The organism is Labrys sp. ALF-8 (genome assembly GCF_059699065.1).
Window position 1 is genome coordinate 1,597,772 of the sequence record NZ_AP048537.1, and the last position, 18,952, is coordinate 1,616,723.

17 protein-coding genes are annotated in these 18,952 nt (G+C 65.7%); 7 read left to right on the forward strand and 10 right to left on the reverse strand.

Annotation, left to right across the window (positions count from 1 at the left end):
- The first annotated feature begins 4 nt into the window (after positions 1-4).
- Entirely contained in the window at positions 5-325 is a 321-nt protein-coding gene (locus tag AC6H34_RS07350; RefSeq protein WP_497538369.1) for an MmcQ/YjbR family DNA-binding protein, read from the forward strand.
- A 13-nt stretch (positions 326-338) separates the two neighbouring features.
- Here AC6H34_RS07350 and AC6H34_RS07355 read toward each other — a convergent pair whose 3' ends face one another.
- On the reverse strand, positions 339-1,229 hold the full coding sequence (locus AC6H34_RS07355) for a DMT family transporter (RefSeq protein ID WP_448150611.1): 891 nt from the start codon (positions 1,227-1,229) through the stop codon (positions 339-341).
- Positions 1,230-1,417: 188 nt separating this feature from the next.
- Here AC6H34_RS07355 and AC6H34_RS07360 point away from each other — a divergent pair, with 188 nt between their 5' ends.
- Both AC6H34_RS07360 and AC6H34_RS07365 read left to right on the forward strand, forming a co-directional pair.
- Positions 1,418-2,356, forward strand: coding sequence for a LysR substrate-binding domain-containing protein (locus tag AC6H34_RS07360; RefSeq protein WP_448150610.1), 939 nt, complete (start codon positions 1,418-1,420; stop codon positions 2,354-2,356).
- 53 nt (positions 2,357-2,409) lie between these two features.
- On the forward strand, positions 2,410-3,570 hold the full coding sequence (locus AC6H34_RS07365; RefSeq protein ID WP_448150609.1) for an MFS transporter: 1,161 nt from the start codon (positions 2,410-2,412) through the stop codon (positions 3,568-3,570).
- 105 nt (positions 3,571-3,675) lie between these two features.
- Here the strand turns inward: AC6H34_RS07365 and glk are convergent, their stop codons facing one another.
- From glk to AC6H34_RS07400, 7 genes are all read right to left on the reverse strand, one after another.
- Positions 3,676-4,629 carry a glucokinase gene (gene glk / locus AC6H34_RS07370; RefSeq protein WP_448150608.1) on the reverse strand — a complete coding sequence of 318 codons (954 nt, stop codon included), beginning with the start codon at positions 4,627-4,629 and terminating at the stop codon, positions 3,676-3,678.
- Between the two features lie 179 nt (positions 4,630-4,808).
- Positions 4,809-5,432, reverse strand: a complete 624-nt coding sequence (locus AC6H34_RS07375; RefSeq protein ID WP_497538370.1) for a glutathione S-transferase family protein — start codon at positions 5,430-5,432, stop codon at positions 4,809-4,811.
- Positions 5,433-5,490: 58 nt separating this feature from the next.
- Positions 5,491-6,888: an NAD(P)(+) transhydrogenase (Re/Si-specific) subunit beta gene (locus tag AC6H34_RS07380; RefSeq protein WP_497538371.1), complete on the reverse strand. Its 1,398-nt coding sequence runs from the start codon at positions 6,886-6,888 to the stop codon at positions 5,491-5,493.
- Between the two features lie 10 nt (positions 6,889-6,898).
- Positions 6,899-7,390, reverse strand: a complete 492-nt coding sequence (locus AC6H34_RS07385) for an NAD(P) transhydrogenase subunit alpha part 2 (RefSeq protein ID WP_448150605.1) — start codon at positions 7,388-7,390, stop codon at positions 6,899-6,901.
- Positions 7,391-7,478: 88 nt separating this feature from the next.
- Positions 7,479-8,621 carry a Re/Si-specific NAD(P)(+) transhydrogenase subunit alpha gene (locus AC6H34_RS07390; protein WP_497539856.1) on the reverse strand — a complete coding sequence of 381 codons (1,143 nt, stop codon included), beginning with the start codon at positions 8,619-8,621 and terminating at the stop codon, positions 7,479-7,481.
- A gap of 205 nt (positions 8,622-8,826) precedes the next feature.
- Complete coding sequence (locus AC6H34_RS07395) at positions 8,827-9,114, reverse strand: aa3-type cytochrome c oxidase subunit IV (RefSeq protein WP_448150604.1); 288 nt, start codon at positions 9,112-9,114, stop codon at positions 8,827-8,829.
- 123 nt (positions 9,115-9,237) lie between these two features.
- Positions 9,238-9,825, reverse strand: coding sequence for a hypothetical protein (locus AC6H34_RS07400; protein ID WP_448150603.1), 588 nt, complete (start codon positions 9,823-9,825; stop codon positions 9,238-9,240).
- Positions 9,826-10,031: 206 nt separating this feature from the next.
- Here AC6H34_RS07400 and leuD point away from each other — a divergent pair, with 206 nt between their 5' ends.
- The 3 genes from leuD to htpX all read left to right on the forward strand — a co-directional run bounded on the left by leuD (position 10,032) and on the right by htpX (position 12,644).
- Positions 10,032-10,637, forward strand: coding sequence for a 3-isopropylmalate dehydratase small subunit (gene leuD / locus AC6H34_RS07405; protein ID WP_448150602.1), 606 nt, complete (start codon positions 10,032-10,034; stop codon positions 10,635-10,637).
- Between the two features lie 256 nt (positions 10,638-10,893).
- Positions 10,894-11,592, forward strand: a complete 699-nt coding sequence (locus tag AC6H34_RS07410; RefSeq protein WP_448150601.1) for a L,D-transpeptidase — start codon at positions 10,894-10,896, stop codon at positions 11,590-11,592.
- A gap of 131 nt (positions 11,593-11,723) precedes the next feature.
- Positions 11,724-12,644: a zinc metalloprotease HtpX gene (gene htpX, locus AC6H34_RS07415; RefSeq protein WP_497538372.1), complete on the forward strand. Its 921-nt coding sequence runs from the start codon at positions 11,724-11,726 to the stop codon at positions 12,642-12,644.
- Between the two features lie 235 nt (positions 12,645-12,879).
- On the opposite strand, the gene AC6H34_RS07420 is transcribed toward htpX, so the two are convergent.
- Both AC6H34_RS07420 and AC6H34_RS07425 read right to left on the reverse strand, forming a co-directional pair.
- Positions 12,880-14,985 carry a CHASE2 domain-containing protein gene (locus AC6H34_RS07420; protein WP_497538373.1) on the reverse strand — a complete coding sequence of 702 codons (2,106 nt, stop codon included), beginning with the start codon at positions 14,983-14,985 and terminating at the stop codon, positions 12,880-12,882.
- Positions 14,978-15,715: a Crp/Fnr family transcriptional regulator gene (locus tag AC6H34_RS07425; RefSeq protein WP_448150598.1), complete on the reverse strand. Its 738-nt coding sequence runs from the start codon at positions 15,713-15,715 to the stop codon at positions 14,978-14,980. Before AC6H34_RS07425 ends, AC6H34_RS07420 begins: the two co-directional genes overlap by 8 nt.
- A gap of 551 nt (positions 15,716-16,266) precedes the next feature.
- Between AC6H34_RS07425 and AC6H34_RS07430 the strand changes: the two genes are divergently transcribed.
- The gene (locus AC6H34_RS07430; protein WP_497538374.1) at positions 16,267-18,948 is read left to right on the forward strand and encodes an autotransporter family protein; all 2,682 of its coding nucleotides are present in this window, start codon (positions 16,267-16,269) and stop codon (positions 18,946-18,948) included.
- Positions 18,949-18,952: the final 4 nt, after the last annotated feature.

Here is an 18,952-nt window from a genome sequence, read left to right on the forward strand (position 1 = left end):
CACCATGGCTACGGCCGACGATCTCAGGCGCCTCGCCCTGGCGCTGGACGGCACCCGCGAGGCTCCTCATTTCGACCGTGTCGCGTTCAAGGCCGCGCGCATCTATGCCACGCTGGCATCCGACGGCCTGACCGTGAATTTCAAGTTCACACCGGAGGAGCAGGAATTCAAATGCCTGCTGGCGTCGGACGCTTTCAGACCGGTGCCCAACGCCTGGGGCAGGCAGGGGTGGACCGTCGCGGACCTGCAGGCCTTGTCGGAGGCGGAATTGCGGGCCGCGCTTGAAATGGCCTGGCAGCACGGCACGGCGAAAAAGAAGCGCTGAGAAGGCGCGAAGCCTACGCCACCCTCAGTCGATGCGCCCGCGCCTCCCACCAGACGAGGCCGAGGCTCGCCGCGACGATCAATGCCGCGCCCGCGAAGACGTGCGGCTTGGGAATGTCCTGCCAAAGCACATAGCCGTAGATGAAGGCCCAGACGAGGCCGGTATATTCCACCGGCGCGATGGCGGAAGCGGGAGCGTAGCGATAGCCCTCGTAGAGCAGATATTGTGCGATGCCCGAGAGCAGGCCGAGACCGAGCATCAGGCCCCAGCCGGTGAGGTCGGGCGTCTTCCAGACGAAGGGGAGCATGGCCCCGCACACCACCACGAAAAGGCCGGCGGTGGCGATCATCTGGTTGGCGGTGCTTTCGGAGCGGTTGATCAGGCGGATGAGCACCGTTCCCCAGGCCCAGCAGAAGGCCGCGAACAGCACCATGGCGGCCGGCAGGAAATCGGCACGGCCGGACGGGTCGGCGGCCACGATCACACCGATGAAGCCGGCGATCACGGCGCACCAACGCGCCGCACTGACCTTTTCCTTGAGAATGAGGATCGAAAGCACCACGCCCATCACCGGCGCGCCGAAATACATGGTGGTGAGATCGGCAAGGCCGAGATAGCGTGAGGCATTGTAGAAGGCGAGCCACGCCACGAGAAGCAGGACAGCCCGCGTGGTGAGTGCCCATTTGTTCCGGCTTCTCCAGATCGGGGGCTGGCCCTGGCGATGGGCGATCGCCATCGCCACGAAGACGATGGTGATCGAGCGCAGGAACAGGATCTGCGGCACCTCGTAGCTCTGCACCAGCCACTTCACCGTGGCGTCCTGGATGGAGAACAGGCAATAGCCTGCCGCCGCCAGCGCGATGCCGGTCAACGGGCGTGTATCGGAGGGGGAGACGGGGGGCATGGAGAGGAAACGGACTTGTCGGACCTGTGTCCTATGCCTACGCCTTGGGGGTTAAAGAAGTTGCTCATGAGCGTCATTCCGGACCCTGTTCATGTCGCGTTCAAGCTAGGGCGAATATGCGGGAACGGGATGATGCGGCAGGGCGACGATCCGGCCGGAATCGTCGGGTCAGGTCAGGATTTTCACCGATGGACAGGCGTTGGCTGCCGCTGAATGCGTTGCGCGCTTTCGAGGCGGTCGGGCGCCAGGGCAGCTTCACCGCCGCAGCCCAGAGCCTTCTCGTCTCGCAGAGCGCGGTGAGCCGCCACGTCATCGGCCTCGAGGATTTTCTCGGCGTGCCGCTGTTCGACCGCAAGCCGTCACAGCCTGCGCTGACGGAGGCCGGCAAGCGGCTCCTGCCCGTCGTGGAAAAGGCCTTCGAACGGATCGACACGACGCTGGAAGAGATCATGCGCGAGCGCGGCGAGCCCCAGCGCTCGCTCCGCGTGCTGTTGCCGACGACTTTTGCCCAGCGCCTGGCCATGCCGCTGCTGCGCAGCTTCAGGGCCGAGTTTCCGGACCTCAAGCTCGACATCGATTCCCGACCCGTGCCCGGGAATGCCGAGCGCGAGGCCGACATCGCCGTGATCTACACGCCGCCGCGCGTGGCGCCGCAGGTGTTGGATCTCCTCTGGATGGTGAAGCTGACCATCCTCTGCCATCCTGAGGTGGCCGCCAAGGCGAGGGAAATGGACGTCGCGTCCTTCCTCGCCACGAACGATCTCCTGCACGTCAAGCTCGACGCCCGGCCGCCAGCCTTCCTGTGGGAGAATTTCGCCCGGGCCGCCCATGTCAGCGCCGGCCCTCTCGACCGCGGCCTCGTCTTCGACACCGCCCAACTCGCCGTGCAGTACGCCCTCTCGGGGGCGGGCCTGGCGCTGGTCGACCCGGTGCTGTTCGAGGACGACATCCGTGCCGGCCGGCTGGTGCGACCGTACGACATCCATGTCGATGACGGCTATGGCTACTACCTCTCCATACACCCCGACGATCTCGACCGTCCCGAGATCGCGCTCTTCCGCTCCTGGTTGATCCGCCGCTTCTCACGCCCACCGGCGATCAGCGAGCCGCCGCAACAGGCGATGTGAACGATCCCGCCTCTCTCCCGCCCCGCCAGCGCTCCCACCCGAAAGTCACTTCCTTGCGTTCCCCCTACGCCTCCATCGCCGCCCTGCTGGTCGCCGTCGCGGGCGTGCTGGCCGGCAACGGCGTGCTCACCACGCTCCTGCCCGTCCGCGCCGAACTCGAACATTTCCCGGCGCTCGCCATCAGCCTGATGGGATCGGCCTATTTCGGGGGCATGCTGACGGGAGCTTTCCTGACGCCGCGGCTAGTGCAGCGCTTCGGCCATATCAGGGCTTTCGGATGCTCCTCCCTGGGCGGTGCGTTCATGATCGTCGCGGCAGGCACCTTCGTCGAGCCGCACGCCTGGGTCTTCATCGGCTTCCTGCGCGGATTTTTCCTCGCGGGCATCTATGCGATCGTGGAGAGCTACCTGCAAGGCCGGGCGGAGAACCGCATTCGCGGCCGGCTGCTCGGCATCTACTCGATCACGCAATATGGCGGGTGGGCGGTCGGCAACCAGTTCATGCGGCTGGGAGACCCGCACGCCTTCACCATCTTCGCCATCGCCGCCACGGTGGTGACGATATTCCTCTCGCCGCTGCTGCTCATCCAGGACGGACCGCCGCCCAAGGGAACGCGCCGCCCGAGCATGCGCCTGCTCTGGCTGCTCAGGACTACACCCGTGGGTTTCGTCTGCGCCGCGCTGATCGGCTTCGCCAATGGCCCGTTCTGGTCGCTAACCCCGGTCTATGCCACCAAGCTCGGCATGGACGGCGTGCAGACCGGCACGCTGGTCACCGCCATCACGCTGGGCTCCGCCGCCTTCCAGTTTCCGGTCGGGCGCATCTCGGACGCCTTCGACCGGCGCAAGGTGCTGATCGGCCTGTGCGTCCTCACGGCGCTGTTCGAGATCGGCATCTACTGGAGCGGCGCCGGCCTGATCGGCTGGCCCTTCGTGGTGGTCGGCTTCATCATCGGCGGCATCATCTCGACGCAGTATTATGTGAGTTCGGCCTACACCAACGACATCACGGGGCGCGACAACGCCGTGGGTGTGGCCGCGGCGCTGCTCTTTCTCTACTGCATCGGCGCCGTGCTCGGCCCGATCACGGCCTACTACGTCATGCACTGGCTGGGGGACTCGGCCCTCTATCTCCACAATGCCGGGATCCACGTCGCCATGGCCGTGTTCGTGATGTTGCGGGTGCTCCGAAGCCCGGGCATGGAGCGGGCCTAGCGGGAATCACCCCGTATCCAGGAGGGCGGCCGGAAACCGCCGCTCCAATCCAGCGCCTTTTGCCCACAAGATCGGCACTATGACGAGGGCGTTCTCTCTAGCAGCCTACCAATGCGCCGCAACGGCCGCGCAACCGATCAGTCCAGGCGTCGGGTGGATGATCAGCCGTGTCGGGATCTGCGCCAGGAATTTCTCCAACGGCGCCTTGGCCTCGAAGGCCCTGCGGAAAGCCTGCTTATCCATGAGGGCGGAGAGCTTCTGTACCACGCCGCCATAGAGGAACACGCCGCCTTTGGCTGCGAACATCAGGGCGACGTCGCCCGAGAACCTGGCCAGATAGTCGAAGAAGAGATGCGCGGCCTCGACGGCGATGGCGTCGGTCCCCGCCACGGCGCTGGTGCCGATGTCGGCGGCGCTGCGCTTCTGGGGATGGCCAGCGAGCGTGTTGAGCGCGGCGTCGATGCGCTGGAGGCCGGGGCCGGAGAGCACATGCTCGCCCGAGACGCGGCCGATCTTCTTGCGGATCAGTTCATGCGCCTTGGCCCATTCCCCATCGGGCGCGCCGATCTCGGCATGGCCGCCTTCGGAAGGCACAGCGACCCATCGCGAACCACCTCGCACCAGCGCCCCAACGCCCAGGCCCGTGCCCGGGCCGAGCACGGCCATGTTGCCGCCGGCGCTGTAGGCCTGGACCTCGCCGATGGTGGCAGTATCGCTGTCGGCGAGATGTGGCAGGGCGTGCGCGACGGCCTCGAAATCATTGATTACGTCGAGGCGCACGAAGCGGAGCGCCGCCGCCAGGCTTGGCGGATTGAACAGCCAGCTCTGGCGATTGGTCGGCCCGACCATCTCACCCGCTACCGGCCCGGCAATCGCCACGACGCCCGCATTGGGGCGTTCGCCCACCTCAACGACATAGGCCTCGATGGCGTCCTGAAAGGTTGGAAAGCGCTCGTTCTCGTAATGCCGCTCGCTGCGATAATCCGTCCGCCCCTTGTTGACGAGAGCGAAACGGCTGTTGGTGCCGCCGATATCGCCCAGCAAGGTTACATTTGTCATTGGCGTTCCCGTCTTCTTGCTCGTTCCTGGGAAGGTGGCGTGTCGAGCGTGGATTGGCAAGCGCGCCGAGATCCGTCATCCGCGCAACGAGCAATCACCATCGAGCAGGATCGTCCTCCCAAAGCCCTTTGAAATACGTCTCTAGCAGCTCTGTGCGCCAACCCAAGAATTATGTCCGATTATTCAGAGCTCTCTTCATGGCGGCGCCATGCCGGCCCGATGACGGGATGCGCCATGATCGCCCGCCGCAAGGCCTGGAAGACCGGCATCTCCCTGGCCGGAGCATGCCAATCGGCGAGCATGATGCAGTAGACGTCGACGATGCAGGCTTTCTCGCCCAGCAGGAACGGACCCTCCATGGCCGCGGCGAAAATCGCCAGGATGCGGTCGAGTTCACGGCTGGCCGCCGTGCGCACGCCATCCAGGCCAGCCTCGCTGGCGTCGGCCGTGAAGCGGTCGGCATAGTAATAGCGCAGGATGGCCGGATAGCCTGCGACGGCCAGGAACATCAGCCAGCGCAAGGCCGTGGCGCGGGTCGGGGAACCCAAGGGCGGCAGCAGCCCCGAGCCCGGATGTGCCTCGTCGATGGCCAGCAGGATCGCGGATGTCTCGGCCAGGATGGTACCGTCCGGCATGACGGCGGCGGGTACCTGCGCCGCCGGGTTCAAGGCGAGAAAATCGGGATCGCGCTGGCTGGCCTCGGCGACACGGACCGCCTCCGGCTCGACGCCGGCCCATGCGAAGGCGATCGTGGTGACCAGCGATCCGGTTCCGGGGCGCCAGTAGTGCCGCCACTTCGTCATGATGAACTCTTCTTCCAGGGTTGCGGCGCGGCCTGCATCGGGACAGGCCTGCCGGGCCTCACAGGCTCTTCAGGATCTCTTCCACCATCTTCTTGGCATCGCCGAACAACATCATCGTGTTGTCGCGGAAGAAGAGTTCGTTCTCGACGCCCGCGTAGCCCGAACCCATGCCGCGCTTGATGAAGAGCACGGTCTTCGCCTTCTCGACATCGAGAATGGGCATGCCGAAGATCGGGGAGGAAGGATCCGTCTTGGCGGCGGGATTGGTCACGTCGTTGGCGCCGATCACGAAGGCTACGTCGGCCTGGCCGAACTCAGCATTGATGTCCTCGAGTTCGAAGACCTCGTCATAGGGAACGTTGGCCTCGGCCAGCAGCACGTTCATATGGCCGGGCATGCGGCCGGCGACCGGATGGATCGCATAGGCGACGTCGACGCCTTCGGCCTTGAGCCTGTCCGCCATTTCGCGCAGCGCGTGCTGGGCCTGCGCCACCGCCATGCCGTAGCCCGGCACGATGATGACCTTGGAGGCGTTCTTCATGATGAAGGCGGCGTCGTCGGCAGATCCCTGCTTCACCGGTCGCGTCTCCGGCCCCCTGCCGGCGCTGGCCGCGGAGTCGCCGCCGAAGCCACCCAGGATCACCGAGATGAAGGAGCGATTCATGCCCTTGCACATGATGTAGGACAGGATCGCGCCGGACGAGCCCACCAGCGCGCCGGTGATGATCAGAGCCAGGTTGCCGAGCGTGAAGCCGATGCCCGCCGCCGCCCAGCCCGAATAGGAGTTGAGCATGGAGACCACCACCGGCATGTCGGCGCCGCCGATCGGAACGATGATCAGGGCGCCCAGCACCAGCGCGGTCAGCACGATCAGCCAGAATAGCGCATGGACCTCGGTCACGACGAAGGCGACGATGAGCGCCACCAGCAGCACCGCGATGGCGGCATTGATGACATGGCGGTTCGGCAGCAGGATCGGCGTGCCCGACATGTTGCCGTTGAGCTTGGCGAAGGCGATGACGGAGCCGGTGAAGGTGATGGCGCCGATTGCGACGCCCAGGGACATCTCGATCAGCGATCCATGTTCGATCGACCCGGCATCCCCGATTCCGAAGGCGGCAGGCGCGTAGAGCGCCCCGGCCGCGACGAAGACGGCGGCAAGGCCCACGCCCGAGTGGAAGGCTGCGACGAGCTGGGGCATCGCGGTCATGGCGACGCGACGCGCCACCACGGCACCGATGCCGCCGCCGATGGCGAGGCCCAAAACGACGAGCAGCCAGCCCGACCAGTCGGTCGGCGGCGCGACGGCGAGCGTGGTGAGGATGGCCACGCCCATGCCGATCATGCCGAAGCGATTGCCCTGGCGCGAGGAGGCCGGCGAGGAAAGCCCGCGCAGCGCAAGGATGAACAGGACGCCCGCGACGAGGTAGAGGAGCTGGGTCAGGTTGACGGACATGCCGGGGCCCTCACTGCGCCGCCGGTGGAGCGATGCCGTCCTGCGCTGCAGGCTTGGGCTTCTCCTTCGGCTTGTACATGGCGAGCATGCGCTCGGTGACCAGGAAGCCGCCGAAGATGTTGATGGAGGCAAGGATCAGGGCAAGGAAGCCGAAGCCGCGCGCCCACCAGGAACCGCCGCCGTCGCCGGCCGTCGACACGCCCACAGAGAGCAGAGCACCGACGACTATGACCGAGGATATCGCGTTGGTCACCGACATCAGCGGCGTATGGAGCGCCGGGGTGACCGACCAGACGACATAGTAGCCCACGAAGATCGCCAGCACGAAAATGGCGAAACGGAAAACGAAGGGATCGATCGCCCCCCCGCTCGCCGCATGCGCCGCCGCGCCCACGGTGGAGGCGATCTGCTCGGCGTAGGAATGGGCGAGGTCGGCCGCCTGCCGCGCGCCCTCGGCGGCAGCATTGGCCTTGTCGAGAAGTTCCTGCGGCGTATCGGCCATGGCGATCTCCCGGAATTGGGGGACGGATCTTCAGACCCGCCCGGAAACGGAAAGCCAACAGGCGCGTCCGGAGACCCGCCCCCGAGGCTCAACCGACCTGTTGCTGGAAATTCGGATGCACGACGGCGCCATCCCTGGTGAGAAGCGTCGCCTTGACCAGTTCATCGTCCCAGTTCGGCGCCAGCACCTTTTCCTTCTTGTCGACCAGCGTCTCCACGAAGGCGAGCAGGTTGCGGGCATAGAGAGAGGACGCGGAGGCCGCCAGCCGCCCGGGGACGTTGAGATGGCCGATGATCTTCGCGCCATTGGCCGTGGTGACGACCTCTCCGGCCCTGGCGCCCTCGACATTGCCGCCGCGCTCGACCGCAAGGTCCACCAGCACCGAACCCGGCCGCATGCTCTCCACCATGGCGGCGGAAACGAGCTGCGGGGCCTGCCGCCCGGGAATCAGCGCCGTGGTGACGACCACGTCTTGCTTCTTGATGTGCTCTGCGACGAGTGCCGCCTGCTTGGTCTGGTACTCCGCCGACATCGGCTTGGCATAGCCGGCGGCAGTCTCGGCCTGCTTGAACTCCTCGTCCTCCACCGCCACGAATTTCGCGCCGAGCGAAGCCACCTGCTCCTTGGCGGCGGGCCGGACGTCGGTGGCGGTGACGATGGCGCCGAGGCGGCGGGCGGTGGCGATGGCCTGAAGTCCGGCGACGCCGGCGCCCATCACGAAAACCTTGGCTGCGGGCACGGTGCCCGCTGCCGTCATCATCATCGGGAAGGCCCTGCCGAATTCGGCGGCGGCGTCGATGACGGCGCGGTAACCAGCGAGATTGGCCTGCGAGGACAGCACGTCCATCACCTGCGCTCGCGTGATGCGGGGCATGAGCTCCATGGCGAACGCCGCTACCTTCGCCCGCGCCAGGGCTTCGAGAGCCTCGTGCTGGCCGTAGGGGTCCATGATGGCAAGTACCAGCGCACCGGCGGGATAGTCGCCGAGTTCCTCGGCCATCGGGCGGCGTACCTTGAGAACGAGGGCGGCCCCCTGCAGCGCCTCCGCATTGGACGGCGCGACGGCAGCACCGGCAGCCTGGTACTCGGCGTCCGTGATTCCGGAGGCCAGGCCAGCGCCGGCCGCCACGGTGACGGAGGCGCCGAGCGCAATGAGCTTCTTTACCGTATCCGGCGTGGCACCGACGCGCGGTTCGCCAGGATCGATCTCGGAAGGAACAGCTATGCCGATCATGCTCGCTCCTCGGGCGGGGGATGATGTCGGGCGGGGAGAGCCCTGAAAGCCGCGGCATCGCACAGGATGCCGCAACCTATCTCGTCACGTCCCTTCCAGCCGAAAGCGGCCATCCGTCCGACCAGCGGCGTCCTGGAATGACTTTGCTTGGAAGAAAGCCCCCGCCGGACAGCGAGGGCGGACGGCGATGTCCGGCAGTCGCTCAATGCGTGAGGAGCAGCAGCACCAGCAGCGAGAGCACGAGCACGGCGGCACCGGGCTTCCAGCCCCAGCTCCTCACGGCCATGCCGACGACGGACGCGATCGTGCCAAGGATCAGCAGGATGGAGCTGATGCCCCAATGGCCGGTCGTGCCGCCTATCGCGAGCGAGGCCACGATGACGAGAACCCAGGCCATGCCGATCGATGAGAGCCTGAGGAAACCCTCATAGGTGCTCTTGTGATCGGAAAAATCCTGCGAGGTCATCGCTTCATGATGTGCTTCGGCCATTTTCATCCCCAAACTTGGATAAGCGCCTTTACCCCGAAGCGCACGTCCGCGCAATGCGGCGAATTGTGGGCGGGGCGCAATCCTCGTTGGCGGCCGGCTTTCGGGGCGGACGGCCGTGCCGCCTCAATGCACCGGCGAGATGATGGTCACCGAATGATCGAGCGAAAGCCTGCGGATTGCGAGCTCGGCCTCCATCACGTTGTCGATGCCGGCAAGCACGGTCTCGGCTTCGTCGCCCTTCGCCTCGTGGCGCACCTCCAGCGTGCCGAAGCCGCGCTCGAGGCTCTTGCGTTCGACGCCGAGGATCGAGCGGGCCGACAGCGTCTCCTCCACGCCGTTGCGGATCGAGATCAGCACCAGGCGCCGGTCGGTGATCAGGACCACGCGGTCCTTGGCCCTGAGATAGGCCGCATAGGGGGCGCTGATGAGGTAGACGCCGAAGATGCTCGCCGGCAACGCCAGCAGGCTGAACAGCAGCGGCAGGACCAGCGAGCCGCCATGGGCGATGGCCTGCCAGGCAGCCGAGAGGCAGGCCCAGGCGATGGGCAGGCTGAGCACCGTGATGAGAGTGCCGGCACCGAATGTGGAAATGGCGTTGCGCGCCGCTTCCCTCGGATCGGGCGAGGTGACGAAGATGATCGGTTCCGCCGGAGCCAGGGCCTTCACTGTGGCCCGCCGCGCCGCTTCACTGAGCCGTAACAGACCAGACATGGTTCCTTCTCGGTCCCCCTGGGGCAAGGTGCGTTCAGACGATGAAGCCGCCCTGCCCTGTTCCTCGTTTCGATGCGCTCCTGCGCTTCCCGGCATCCTGCCGGATCGCAAAACGCTTTTGACGTCCAATTTACTTGTCACCCGGGGCGGCACGCCATAAAAGACCGGGCTTGAAAAAGCTTTCTGTTCAAAACGGTTCTCAGGCAATGGACAAATTCACCACGCTCACCGGCGTTGCCGCTCCCCTGGAGATCATGAACGTAGACACGGACATGATCATCCCCAAGCAATATCTCAAGACCATCAAGCGCACGGGGCTGGGCGCGGGGCTCTTTTCGGAGATGCGCTTCAATGACGACGGCTCCGAGAACCCGGATTTCGTGCTGAACAAGCCCGCCTACCGCAATGCCAGGATCCTGGTGGCGGGCGACAATTTCGGCTGCGGCTCCTCGCGTGAGCATGCGCCTTGGGCCCTGCTCGATTTCGGCATCCGCTGCGTGATCTCCACCTCCTTCGCAGATATCTTCTACAACAACTGCTTCAACAACGGCATCCTGCCGATCGTCGTTTCCGAGTCCGATCTCGAAAAGTTGTTCGACGATGCCAAGCGCGGCGCCAACGCCACGCTGACGGTGGATCTGGAGGCCCAGGAGATCCACGGCCCGGATGGCGGCACGGTGAAGTTCGACATCGATCCCGCCCGCAAGAACAAGCTGCTGCAGGGCCTCGACGATATCGGCGTGACCATGGAGAAGACGCCGCACATCGCCTCTTTCGAGCAGAAGACGGCGACCGCCCGCCCTTGGATCTGACGGCCGCGAGTCGGCCGCTTCCAAAGGACCCCGCCGCGGTGCGCGACTTCGGCGGCCAAGCTCGGGCCATGCAACCCCTGATTGCCGGAGCCGCCGAACATCTAGGGCCTGTTCGGGATAACGTTGCGAAATGGCCTCAGCAGGCCATTTCCTAACGGCTCTATTGCCCGAAATAACCAAGCATTAACCCTGATAAGCTCTACTTGCCGCGCAATTTGCCCGAATTGATACTGATTCCCGGTCTGGAAGGTCCTTGATGCCCGATTTGTCCCGCCGCTTGTTCATGCTCGGCGCCCCTCTCCTTCTTGCCGGTTGCGCGTCCTCCCGCCGCCTGTCGGCCGACTCCTTCTTCGACGGCTGGGGCGGCAGCGACTACGACTATCGCGCCATATATGCCGGCCGGCAGGACAATGGCCGCCCGGTCCCGGCAATCGACCTGGGCCAGATCGATCCGGCGTTCTACCGCCGCGAGGTCACGGATCCGACGGGCGAGGAGCCCGGCACCATCGTCGTCGATCCCAACAACCACTATCTCTATCATGTCCATGACCAGGGCCTCGCCACCCGCTACGGCGTCGGCGTCGGCCGCGAAGGCTTCGGTTGGCATGGCAACGCCACCATCAAGCGCAAATCCGTGTGGCCGACCTGGACGCCGCCCTCCGACATGGTGAAGCGCGATTCCGAAGCGGCCAAATGGGCCGGCGGCATGCCCGGCGGGCCCGGCAACCCGCTGGGAGCCCGGGCCATGTATCTCTTCCAGGGCAATCGCGACACGCTCTATCGCCTGCATGGCACGATCGACCCGACCTCGATCGGCAAGTCGATGTCCTCCGGCTGCATCCGGCTGCTCAATCAGGACATCATCCACCTCTACAACAACACGCCGGTCGGCACCCGCGTAGTCGTGCTCGCATCCAACGATCCGGGCGACGAGGTCGACGACGCCGCGATGTAGGCCGCAGGGGCTCGACCGTTTCCGGCAGGCGCCGCACTCACGCTGGACATGACAAACCTTTCATGCGGCGGCCTCTTGCATATGCGATAGTGGCGTTCCGATCTTATCGCAGGATAAACGGGACTCCCTCGATGCACTACGCACGCACTGCCATCCTCCTTGCCGGCATGACCGCCCTCTTCATGGCGATCGGCCTGGTGCTGGGCGGCAAGACGGGTATGTTCATTGCGCTCGCCGTCGCCCTTGCCACCAACGCCTTCGCGTATTGGCGATCGGGCGACATGGTGCTCTCGATGTACGGCGCGCGCGAAGCCGATGCGCGCAGCGAGCCGGAACTCTACCAGCTCACGGCGGGACTGGCGCGCAATGCGGGCCTGCCCATGCCCAGGCTCTATGTGATCGACGATCCCCAGCCCAACGCCTTTGCGACCGGGCGCGATCCGACCCACGCTGCCGTGGCGGTCAACAGCGGCCTCCTCCAGATGCTTTCGCGGGAGGAGGCGGCGGGCGTGATCGCCCATGAACTCGCCCACATCAAGCATCGCGACACGCTGCTGATGACCGTGACGGCGGCGCTTGCCGGTGCGATCTCCATGCTCGCCAATTTCGGCATGTTCTTTTCGGGCAGCCGCGAGCGCGGCTCGCTCGGCCCGATCGCCAGCATTGCCCTGGCCATCCTGGCGCCGATTGCCGCCATGATCGTGCAGATGGCGATCTCGCGCTCGCGCGAATACGAGGCCGACCGCCTGGGCGCCGAGATCAGCGGCAACCCGCGCGCGCTCGCCTCGGCGCTGGCGCGCATTCACAAGGCCGCCCAGCACATTCCCAACGAACAGGCGGAGGCCCACCCGGCCACGGCCCATATGTTCATCATCAACCCGCTTTCCGGGCGGGCGATGGACAACCTGTTCTCGACCCACCCGGACACCGCCAACCGTATTGCGGCGCTCGAGGCGATAGCCCAGCGCATGGGGCCCGCGCCGCGACGGCAGGGCGGCTTCGTGGAGGGCGTGGGCCTGGACGACCTCGGCCCGCGCGGTCCCTGGGGGTAGACGACGCTGGCTTCGAGTGCGATCGCTTCCCCTGTCTCGGTAACGACCAATGCCGAAACTGCGGCTTTCCAGAGCAAAGCGCGCTTAGAGCAAAGCGCGTCTAGGTAGAAACGCCGCTTTTCTCTAACTCTTTGTTTTTCGACGCGTCTTTGCGTTTTGCCGATTCCGTCAAAACACAAAACGCTCTAGATAGAAACGCTGCTTTGCTCTAACCCTTTGTTTTACGACTGTAATGCTAGACCGGCCGTGCCTCGGACAATGTCCTGACCCAATAGGCCACGGCCGGATCCTGGGGCCACTGGCGGGCGAGATCCTTGAACAACCCGAGCGCCTGCCCGCGATCCCGCGTCGTCGCTTCATAGGCGGCCATGTAGGCCTGCCGTCTCTCGGCCGTGGCATCATCCGGCCAGGGGCTGAACACGGCAGTCTCGGCCGTGCGCCCGCGCAGGATCACCGTGCCGAGGGGACGCATCAGCAGAGGCTCCCCGATCGCCGAGGCGGCGCGGGCGCCGAGGCAGATCGTCGTCCCGAACTGCTTGTTGATCGCCTCGAGCCGCGCGGCCGAATTCACGGCATCGCCATGAGCCGTATAGTCGAGATGGCCGAGGCCTCCGACATCACCGACGATCACGGGACCGGTATCGAGGCCGATGCGCGTACGTCCGAAGCCAAGCTTCCTGGCATCCTCTCTGTGGCGGAATTCCTGGGTGAAGCGGCCGATGTCGATGGCACAATCCATGGCCGCACGGGCATGGCCGGGCAGGGCGAGCGGCGCATTGAACAGGCCATGCACCGCGTCGCCGACGATCTTGTCCACCATGCCGCCGTGGCGGATGACAATGGCGCAAACTCCGTCGAAATAGGCGTCGAGCGCCCCGACCAGGGTCCGCGGCTCGGCATTCTCCGACATGGTGGTGAAACCCTCGATGTCGGAGAACAGCGCCGTGACCTCGCGCAATTCGCCCTCGATCTTCAACTCCTCGGGCGCTGAGGTCAGCCGGCGCACGATCTCAGGCGAGAGGTAGCGGCCGAACTTGCGCTCGATGGCGTTGCGCAGCTTGCGCGTGCGGGCGAACATCACCACCAGGGCCGAATTTGCGGCCGCGATGGCGGGGATCAGGGGCCCGGCGGGATCGATCAGCAGCCCCGCGCCTGCGAACAGACCGACACTCAGGCCGATCCACCCCAGGATCAGCACCGCCAGGATCGAACTTGCCATGAGCGGACCCAGCCACAGGGCGGCTGCAAGGGCAACCAGGCCGAGCGCGGCTGCGGCCAACGGCTCGACCAGGCGCGGATCGCGGATGCGCTGTGGAATGTCGCCCGAACGCAGGCCCTCGATCACCTCCGCCTGCACCTGCACCGTGGGCGTGAGCGGGCTGACGGCGGTGGCCAGGAAGGCGCCGGCTTCCGGCGCGCTGGTTCCTATGAGCACGATCCGCCCCGCAAGACGCCCGGCCGGCACCTTGCCGTCCAGCACGTCGGCGGCGGAAACCGTGCGAGCTGCCCAGTTGGACGGCGCGGTCAGGTGCATGCGGATCGCCGCGCCTTCCCGCAGCGGGACATGCGCGTCGCCGACGGATGCCATGGTTCCGGCAGGGTCGAGCAGGAAGGCGGAAGCCTGCTGTGCGTCCCGGAAGACCTCCATCGCAAAGCCGGCGTAGATTTCGCTGCCCGCCCTCACGAAGCCCGGCGCATGCCGCACCTTGGTGCCGGTGCCGGACGAGAAGGAAAGCGCGCCCACGGCCACCGCGTTGTCGACCAGCCCGGCGAAGGGAGCGTCGACCGCGATGGCTTCCTGGGACAGGTTGCGCAGCGATGGCGCAGTGCCGGTATAGACGATGGGAGCCGGGAACGGCGCGGCATCCTTGCCTGCATCATCGAGCAGCAGGCCGAGCACGACATCCGAGCGGGCAATGACCTCGCCGAGATATTTGTCGTCGTCCGGGAGGCTGTCGGCGACAGCATTGAGATCGCTCCGGCCCGTGGACTTCGCCAGCGCCCGCAGCGTCGGGGCTGGTGCGCGCCTGTCCGGACCGTCGAGCAGGATGTCGACGCCGATCACCGCCGGCTTGGCCTCCTGGAGCCTGGCGATCAGATCGGCGAGACCGGCGCGTCGCCAGGGCCAGGCACCCTTCGTGGCGAGACTTGGCCGGTCGATATCGACGACCACGACGCCATCCGCCATCCGCCTTGCCGGGACCACCGCCTCGATGAGGTCGAACGCTTCCTCGCGCAGGGTGTTGGCCGTCCCCCCCGGATTGAGGATCAGGAAGCCAAGGCCAAGGACGAAAGCCGCCAGGCCCGTTGCAATCGCGGGCTTGAAGGCGGGATCAGCCACGCTCGGCGCCCTCGCCGTCGTCCTCCACGCCCGCCGGGGTCTCGGCCTGGGCCAGGCGCGTCAGGGCGGCGACGTCGCAATGCACGATGGCGCCGCGCCGCTCGATGGCGCCGCGCTCCTCGAAGGAGGCGAGCAGGCGGTTGACCTTGGGACGGCTGGCGCCGACGAAACTCGCGATGGCGCTCTGCGAGATGGTGAGCGGCGCGCTGCGGGCGCCATCCGGCCGGGTGCGACCATACCGTTGCACATGCCAGAGCAGGAAACGGGCAAGGCGGGCCTCGAGCGGATAGAGCGCGATCGATTCGAGCTGGTCGGTCGTGTCCCGCAGGCGCGCGCACAGCACCTGCATGATTCCCATCTGCAAGGCGGGACGGATGGAGAGGAGCCTGGCGAAGGGCGCCTGCCCGATGAAGCCGGCCAGCACCGGTCCGACCGCGGTGGCGTCGGCCGTACGTCGGCCGCCATCCAGCACGGCGATCTCACCGATCACGTCGCCCGGCCCGGCCTCGCGCAGGATCAGTTCCCGCCCATCCACGGAGACGATGGAGAGCCGGATCGAACCCTGCAGCACGATCAGCATGCCTTCCCCAGAGGCCCCGCGCGAGAAGATCGATTCGCCGTCCTTGTAGCGCTGCTCGACGGCAAGGGCGGCAACGGCGTCTATGTCGTCGGGGCCGGCGCCCGCAAAGAGATCGAGACGGGCGATAGCGTTACGGAGCGGAGCGGACATCGAAGAGGGAGTTCCAGTCTGAAGGCGGGATTGCGGCGGGCATAATGGCAATGTCGGGCCCGCTCGGCAAATCGCGAGCCACCGCCACGGCGCAATGCCGTCTCCAAGCCACCTCGGCAAGGTCACGTATCCACAACGGGCATGCCCTGTCCGGGCGCGATCCCGGCCACTCGAGCCGATACTGCGGCGCGACGGGATTTCTGCGGCGGCCTCGGCGAGCCCTGGCCATGGCGCCGACATGAACAAGCGCATCGAGCGCCGTTGGTCCCTTTTGTATGACCTAAGGGAAAATACGACAAATCTTCGAATAACGCGCCATACCCCTCCTAGATGGAAATTCAATTCAAAACATATGCGTATTCACGTGACATATCGGCAACATTCTCTCATTTTTTGACAAAAATTTGTATAAATTGATCTAAGTTTTATACATAGTGATCCATAATAACGAGTAACTGCTTGTCACAAAGAATAAATACATGCCCATATCGACAATACACGAGATTAATCGTCATTTCCTCAAGGGAATGATGATTTCGATATGGGAGAGAATGATGATCAGGGAACTGTTGCGCACGACGTCCCTCTGCGCTCCTGAACGTGGGCGAGGCCTGAGGCAATTCGGACAGCTGAAGAGACTGAAGACCCCCGTCACTGCGGCATTGTCCATCGGCTTCCTTGCCATCCAGGCCGACGGCGCTCTCGCCGATTGCCAGCCGGCCTCACCGGGCAACTACAGCAGTTGGGTATGCAGCGGCCCCACCACGACGGGGCAAATCGTGCCGGCAGTCGTTCTCAATCAAACCGTGACGACGGACAGCACGTTCAATCTGACTTTGCCGGCGGGGCCGGGAGGCTTCGGGTTCGCTCTTTGGGCCCAGGGGAACGGGACGCTTTCGTTCATCGATACGAATGCCACCACGATCGATACGACGGCCTCGACCGGTGTGGTGGGAAGCGGCACGAACGCTCTGTATCTCGAAAATGCGTACGAATTAGGCCGCTTTACGAATTCGATCTTCGTTCGGTCCAACGGAAACTATCTCGCCAGCGCCAATGGCGTAAGCATGTCCGGCGCTCCGGGTTCATCATGGAGCGGCACGATCGACGCCGAATTCACGGGCCTCATTGATGCCCATGACACGGGCCTCCTCGTCACCGGGGTACCGGGCGGGGGCGCCACCCTCTCGGTGAACGAGGTGCATGGCGGAGTGAGCGCCATTCAGGTCACGATGGATCCGATCTACGCCTACGACACGCCGGTCACGGGCGACCTCACCATCAATACGAACGGCCTGGTGCGCGGCGAGGAGCGGGCCTACGCCGGCCTTCCGAGCTATGGCATCGATGTACGGCTGCGCAGCGGCACCCTGAGCGGTATCCAGTCCGGCGTGACGACAACCATCAATATTGGGTCGAATTCCATCGTTGAGGGGAACGACGGAGCGATCCATGCCGACTCTCTCACGGGTCCCGTTTACACGGGCGGAAACTATCTTAGCGTCGAAGACAACCCGATTATCGTCAACAACAACGGCGTCGTCAGAAACAACGATCAGCTTTCGTCCAGCCTGGCGATCTCCGGCACGTTGGTGCGCTACGAGATCAACAACAACAATCTCATCACCGGTGTCGTTTCCTTGGGCGAATATGGCGACTCCTTCAGCAACACGGGGACGTGGAACACGGCGAACGGGGCGAACGATTTCGGGGCCGGGACGGACCATGTCGACAATCGCGGCACGGTGATCGCGGCGGCCTCGGCGGGCACGGCGGAGACCACCTCCTTCGACGGCCTGGAGACCTTCACCAATGGCGGCCTCCTCACCATGCGCGACGGTGGCACCGGGGATGTGACGCGCACCTCGGGCGACTATGTCGGCGATGGCGGCGTGATGGCGATGGACACCTATCTCGGCACCGACGGCTCGCCCACCGACCTTTGGGTGATCAACGGCAACGCCTCGGGCTCGACCACGCTGTCGGTCGCCAATGCCGGCGGCCCCGGCGCCCTGACCACCAAGGACGGCATCAAGGTGGTGCAGGTCGACGGGAACTCCACCTCGGACGCCTTCCGCCTCGCCCGGACCCTGACGGCCGGCGCCTACGACTACAACCTGTTCTATGGCGGCGTCACCGACCCGGGCGACCAGGACTGGTACCTGCGCTCGGTCGGCGCGTCCGCCTCGACGCAGACTGCGCTGCCCTATGCGGACACGCTGGTGAACTATGCCGAGGCGACGCTGGGCACGCTGCAGCAGAGGACCGGCAACCGCGTCTGGCCGAACGGCACGCCGCCCGAGGCGATCTGGTGCAAGGACCCGTCCCGCAACTTCCGCTGCACCCCGACCGGCGAGCAGAACGCCTCCTATGCCGACGGCAAGCCGGTGCTCTACGGCCAGGGCGCCTGGGGGCGCATCGGCGGCCAGTATGCCTCCTACGATCCCAGGACAGGCTCGGCCTACACCCAGTCCCTCGGCTTCCTGCAGGCCGGCTATGAGGGCGTGGCCCATGAGAACGGCTCGGGCGAACTGACGCTCGGCGCCTTCGCCACCATCGGCACCTCGCGCGCCGAGATCGACGTCTCGCCCGACCCGGTGACCAAGGCGGCGCGCAGCGGCAAGATCACCTCGACCGGCTACGGGCTCGGCGGCAACCTGACCTGGCTCGGCCAGGACGGCTTCTATGCCGATGCGGTCGGCCAGTTCACCTGGTATGAGTCGGACCTGTCCAACAAGGCGGGCGGCGGCAATTCGGGCTGGTCCTCGGTGCTGAGCCTGGAGGCGGGCAGGCGCTTCGAGCTCGGCTCGGGCTGGGCGCTGGTGCCCCAGGCCCAGCTCGCCTGGGCCCATGTCGACTTCGACAGCTTCACCGACCTCAACGGCGCCCGCGTCGCCCTCGGCGACGGCGACAGCCTGAAGGGCCGGCTCGGCCTGCGGGTCGAGAACCTGGCCAGCTGGAAGAACCAGCAGGGCAGGACCGACCGCCTGCAGCTCTACGCCGTCGCCAATCTGAGCTACCAGTTCCTGGACGGCACCTCGGTCGAGGTGGCCGGCTCCTCCTTCACCCAGCAGAACAAGCGCCTGTGGGGCGAGGTCGGCCTGGGCGGCAGCTATGCCTGGAACGACGAGTGGAGCCTCTATGGCGAGGCCGACTATGCCGCCGCCCTCTCCTCCGGCTCCGGCGACAACTATGCCGTCAAGGGCACCGCAGGCCTCAGATACAGGTGGTGAGAAC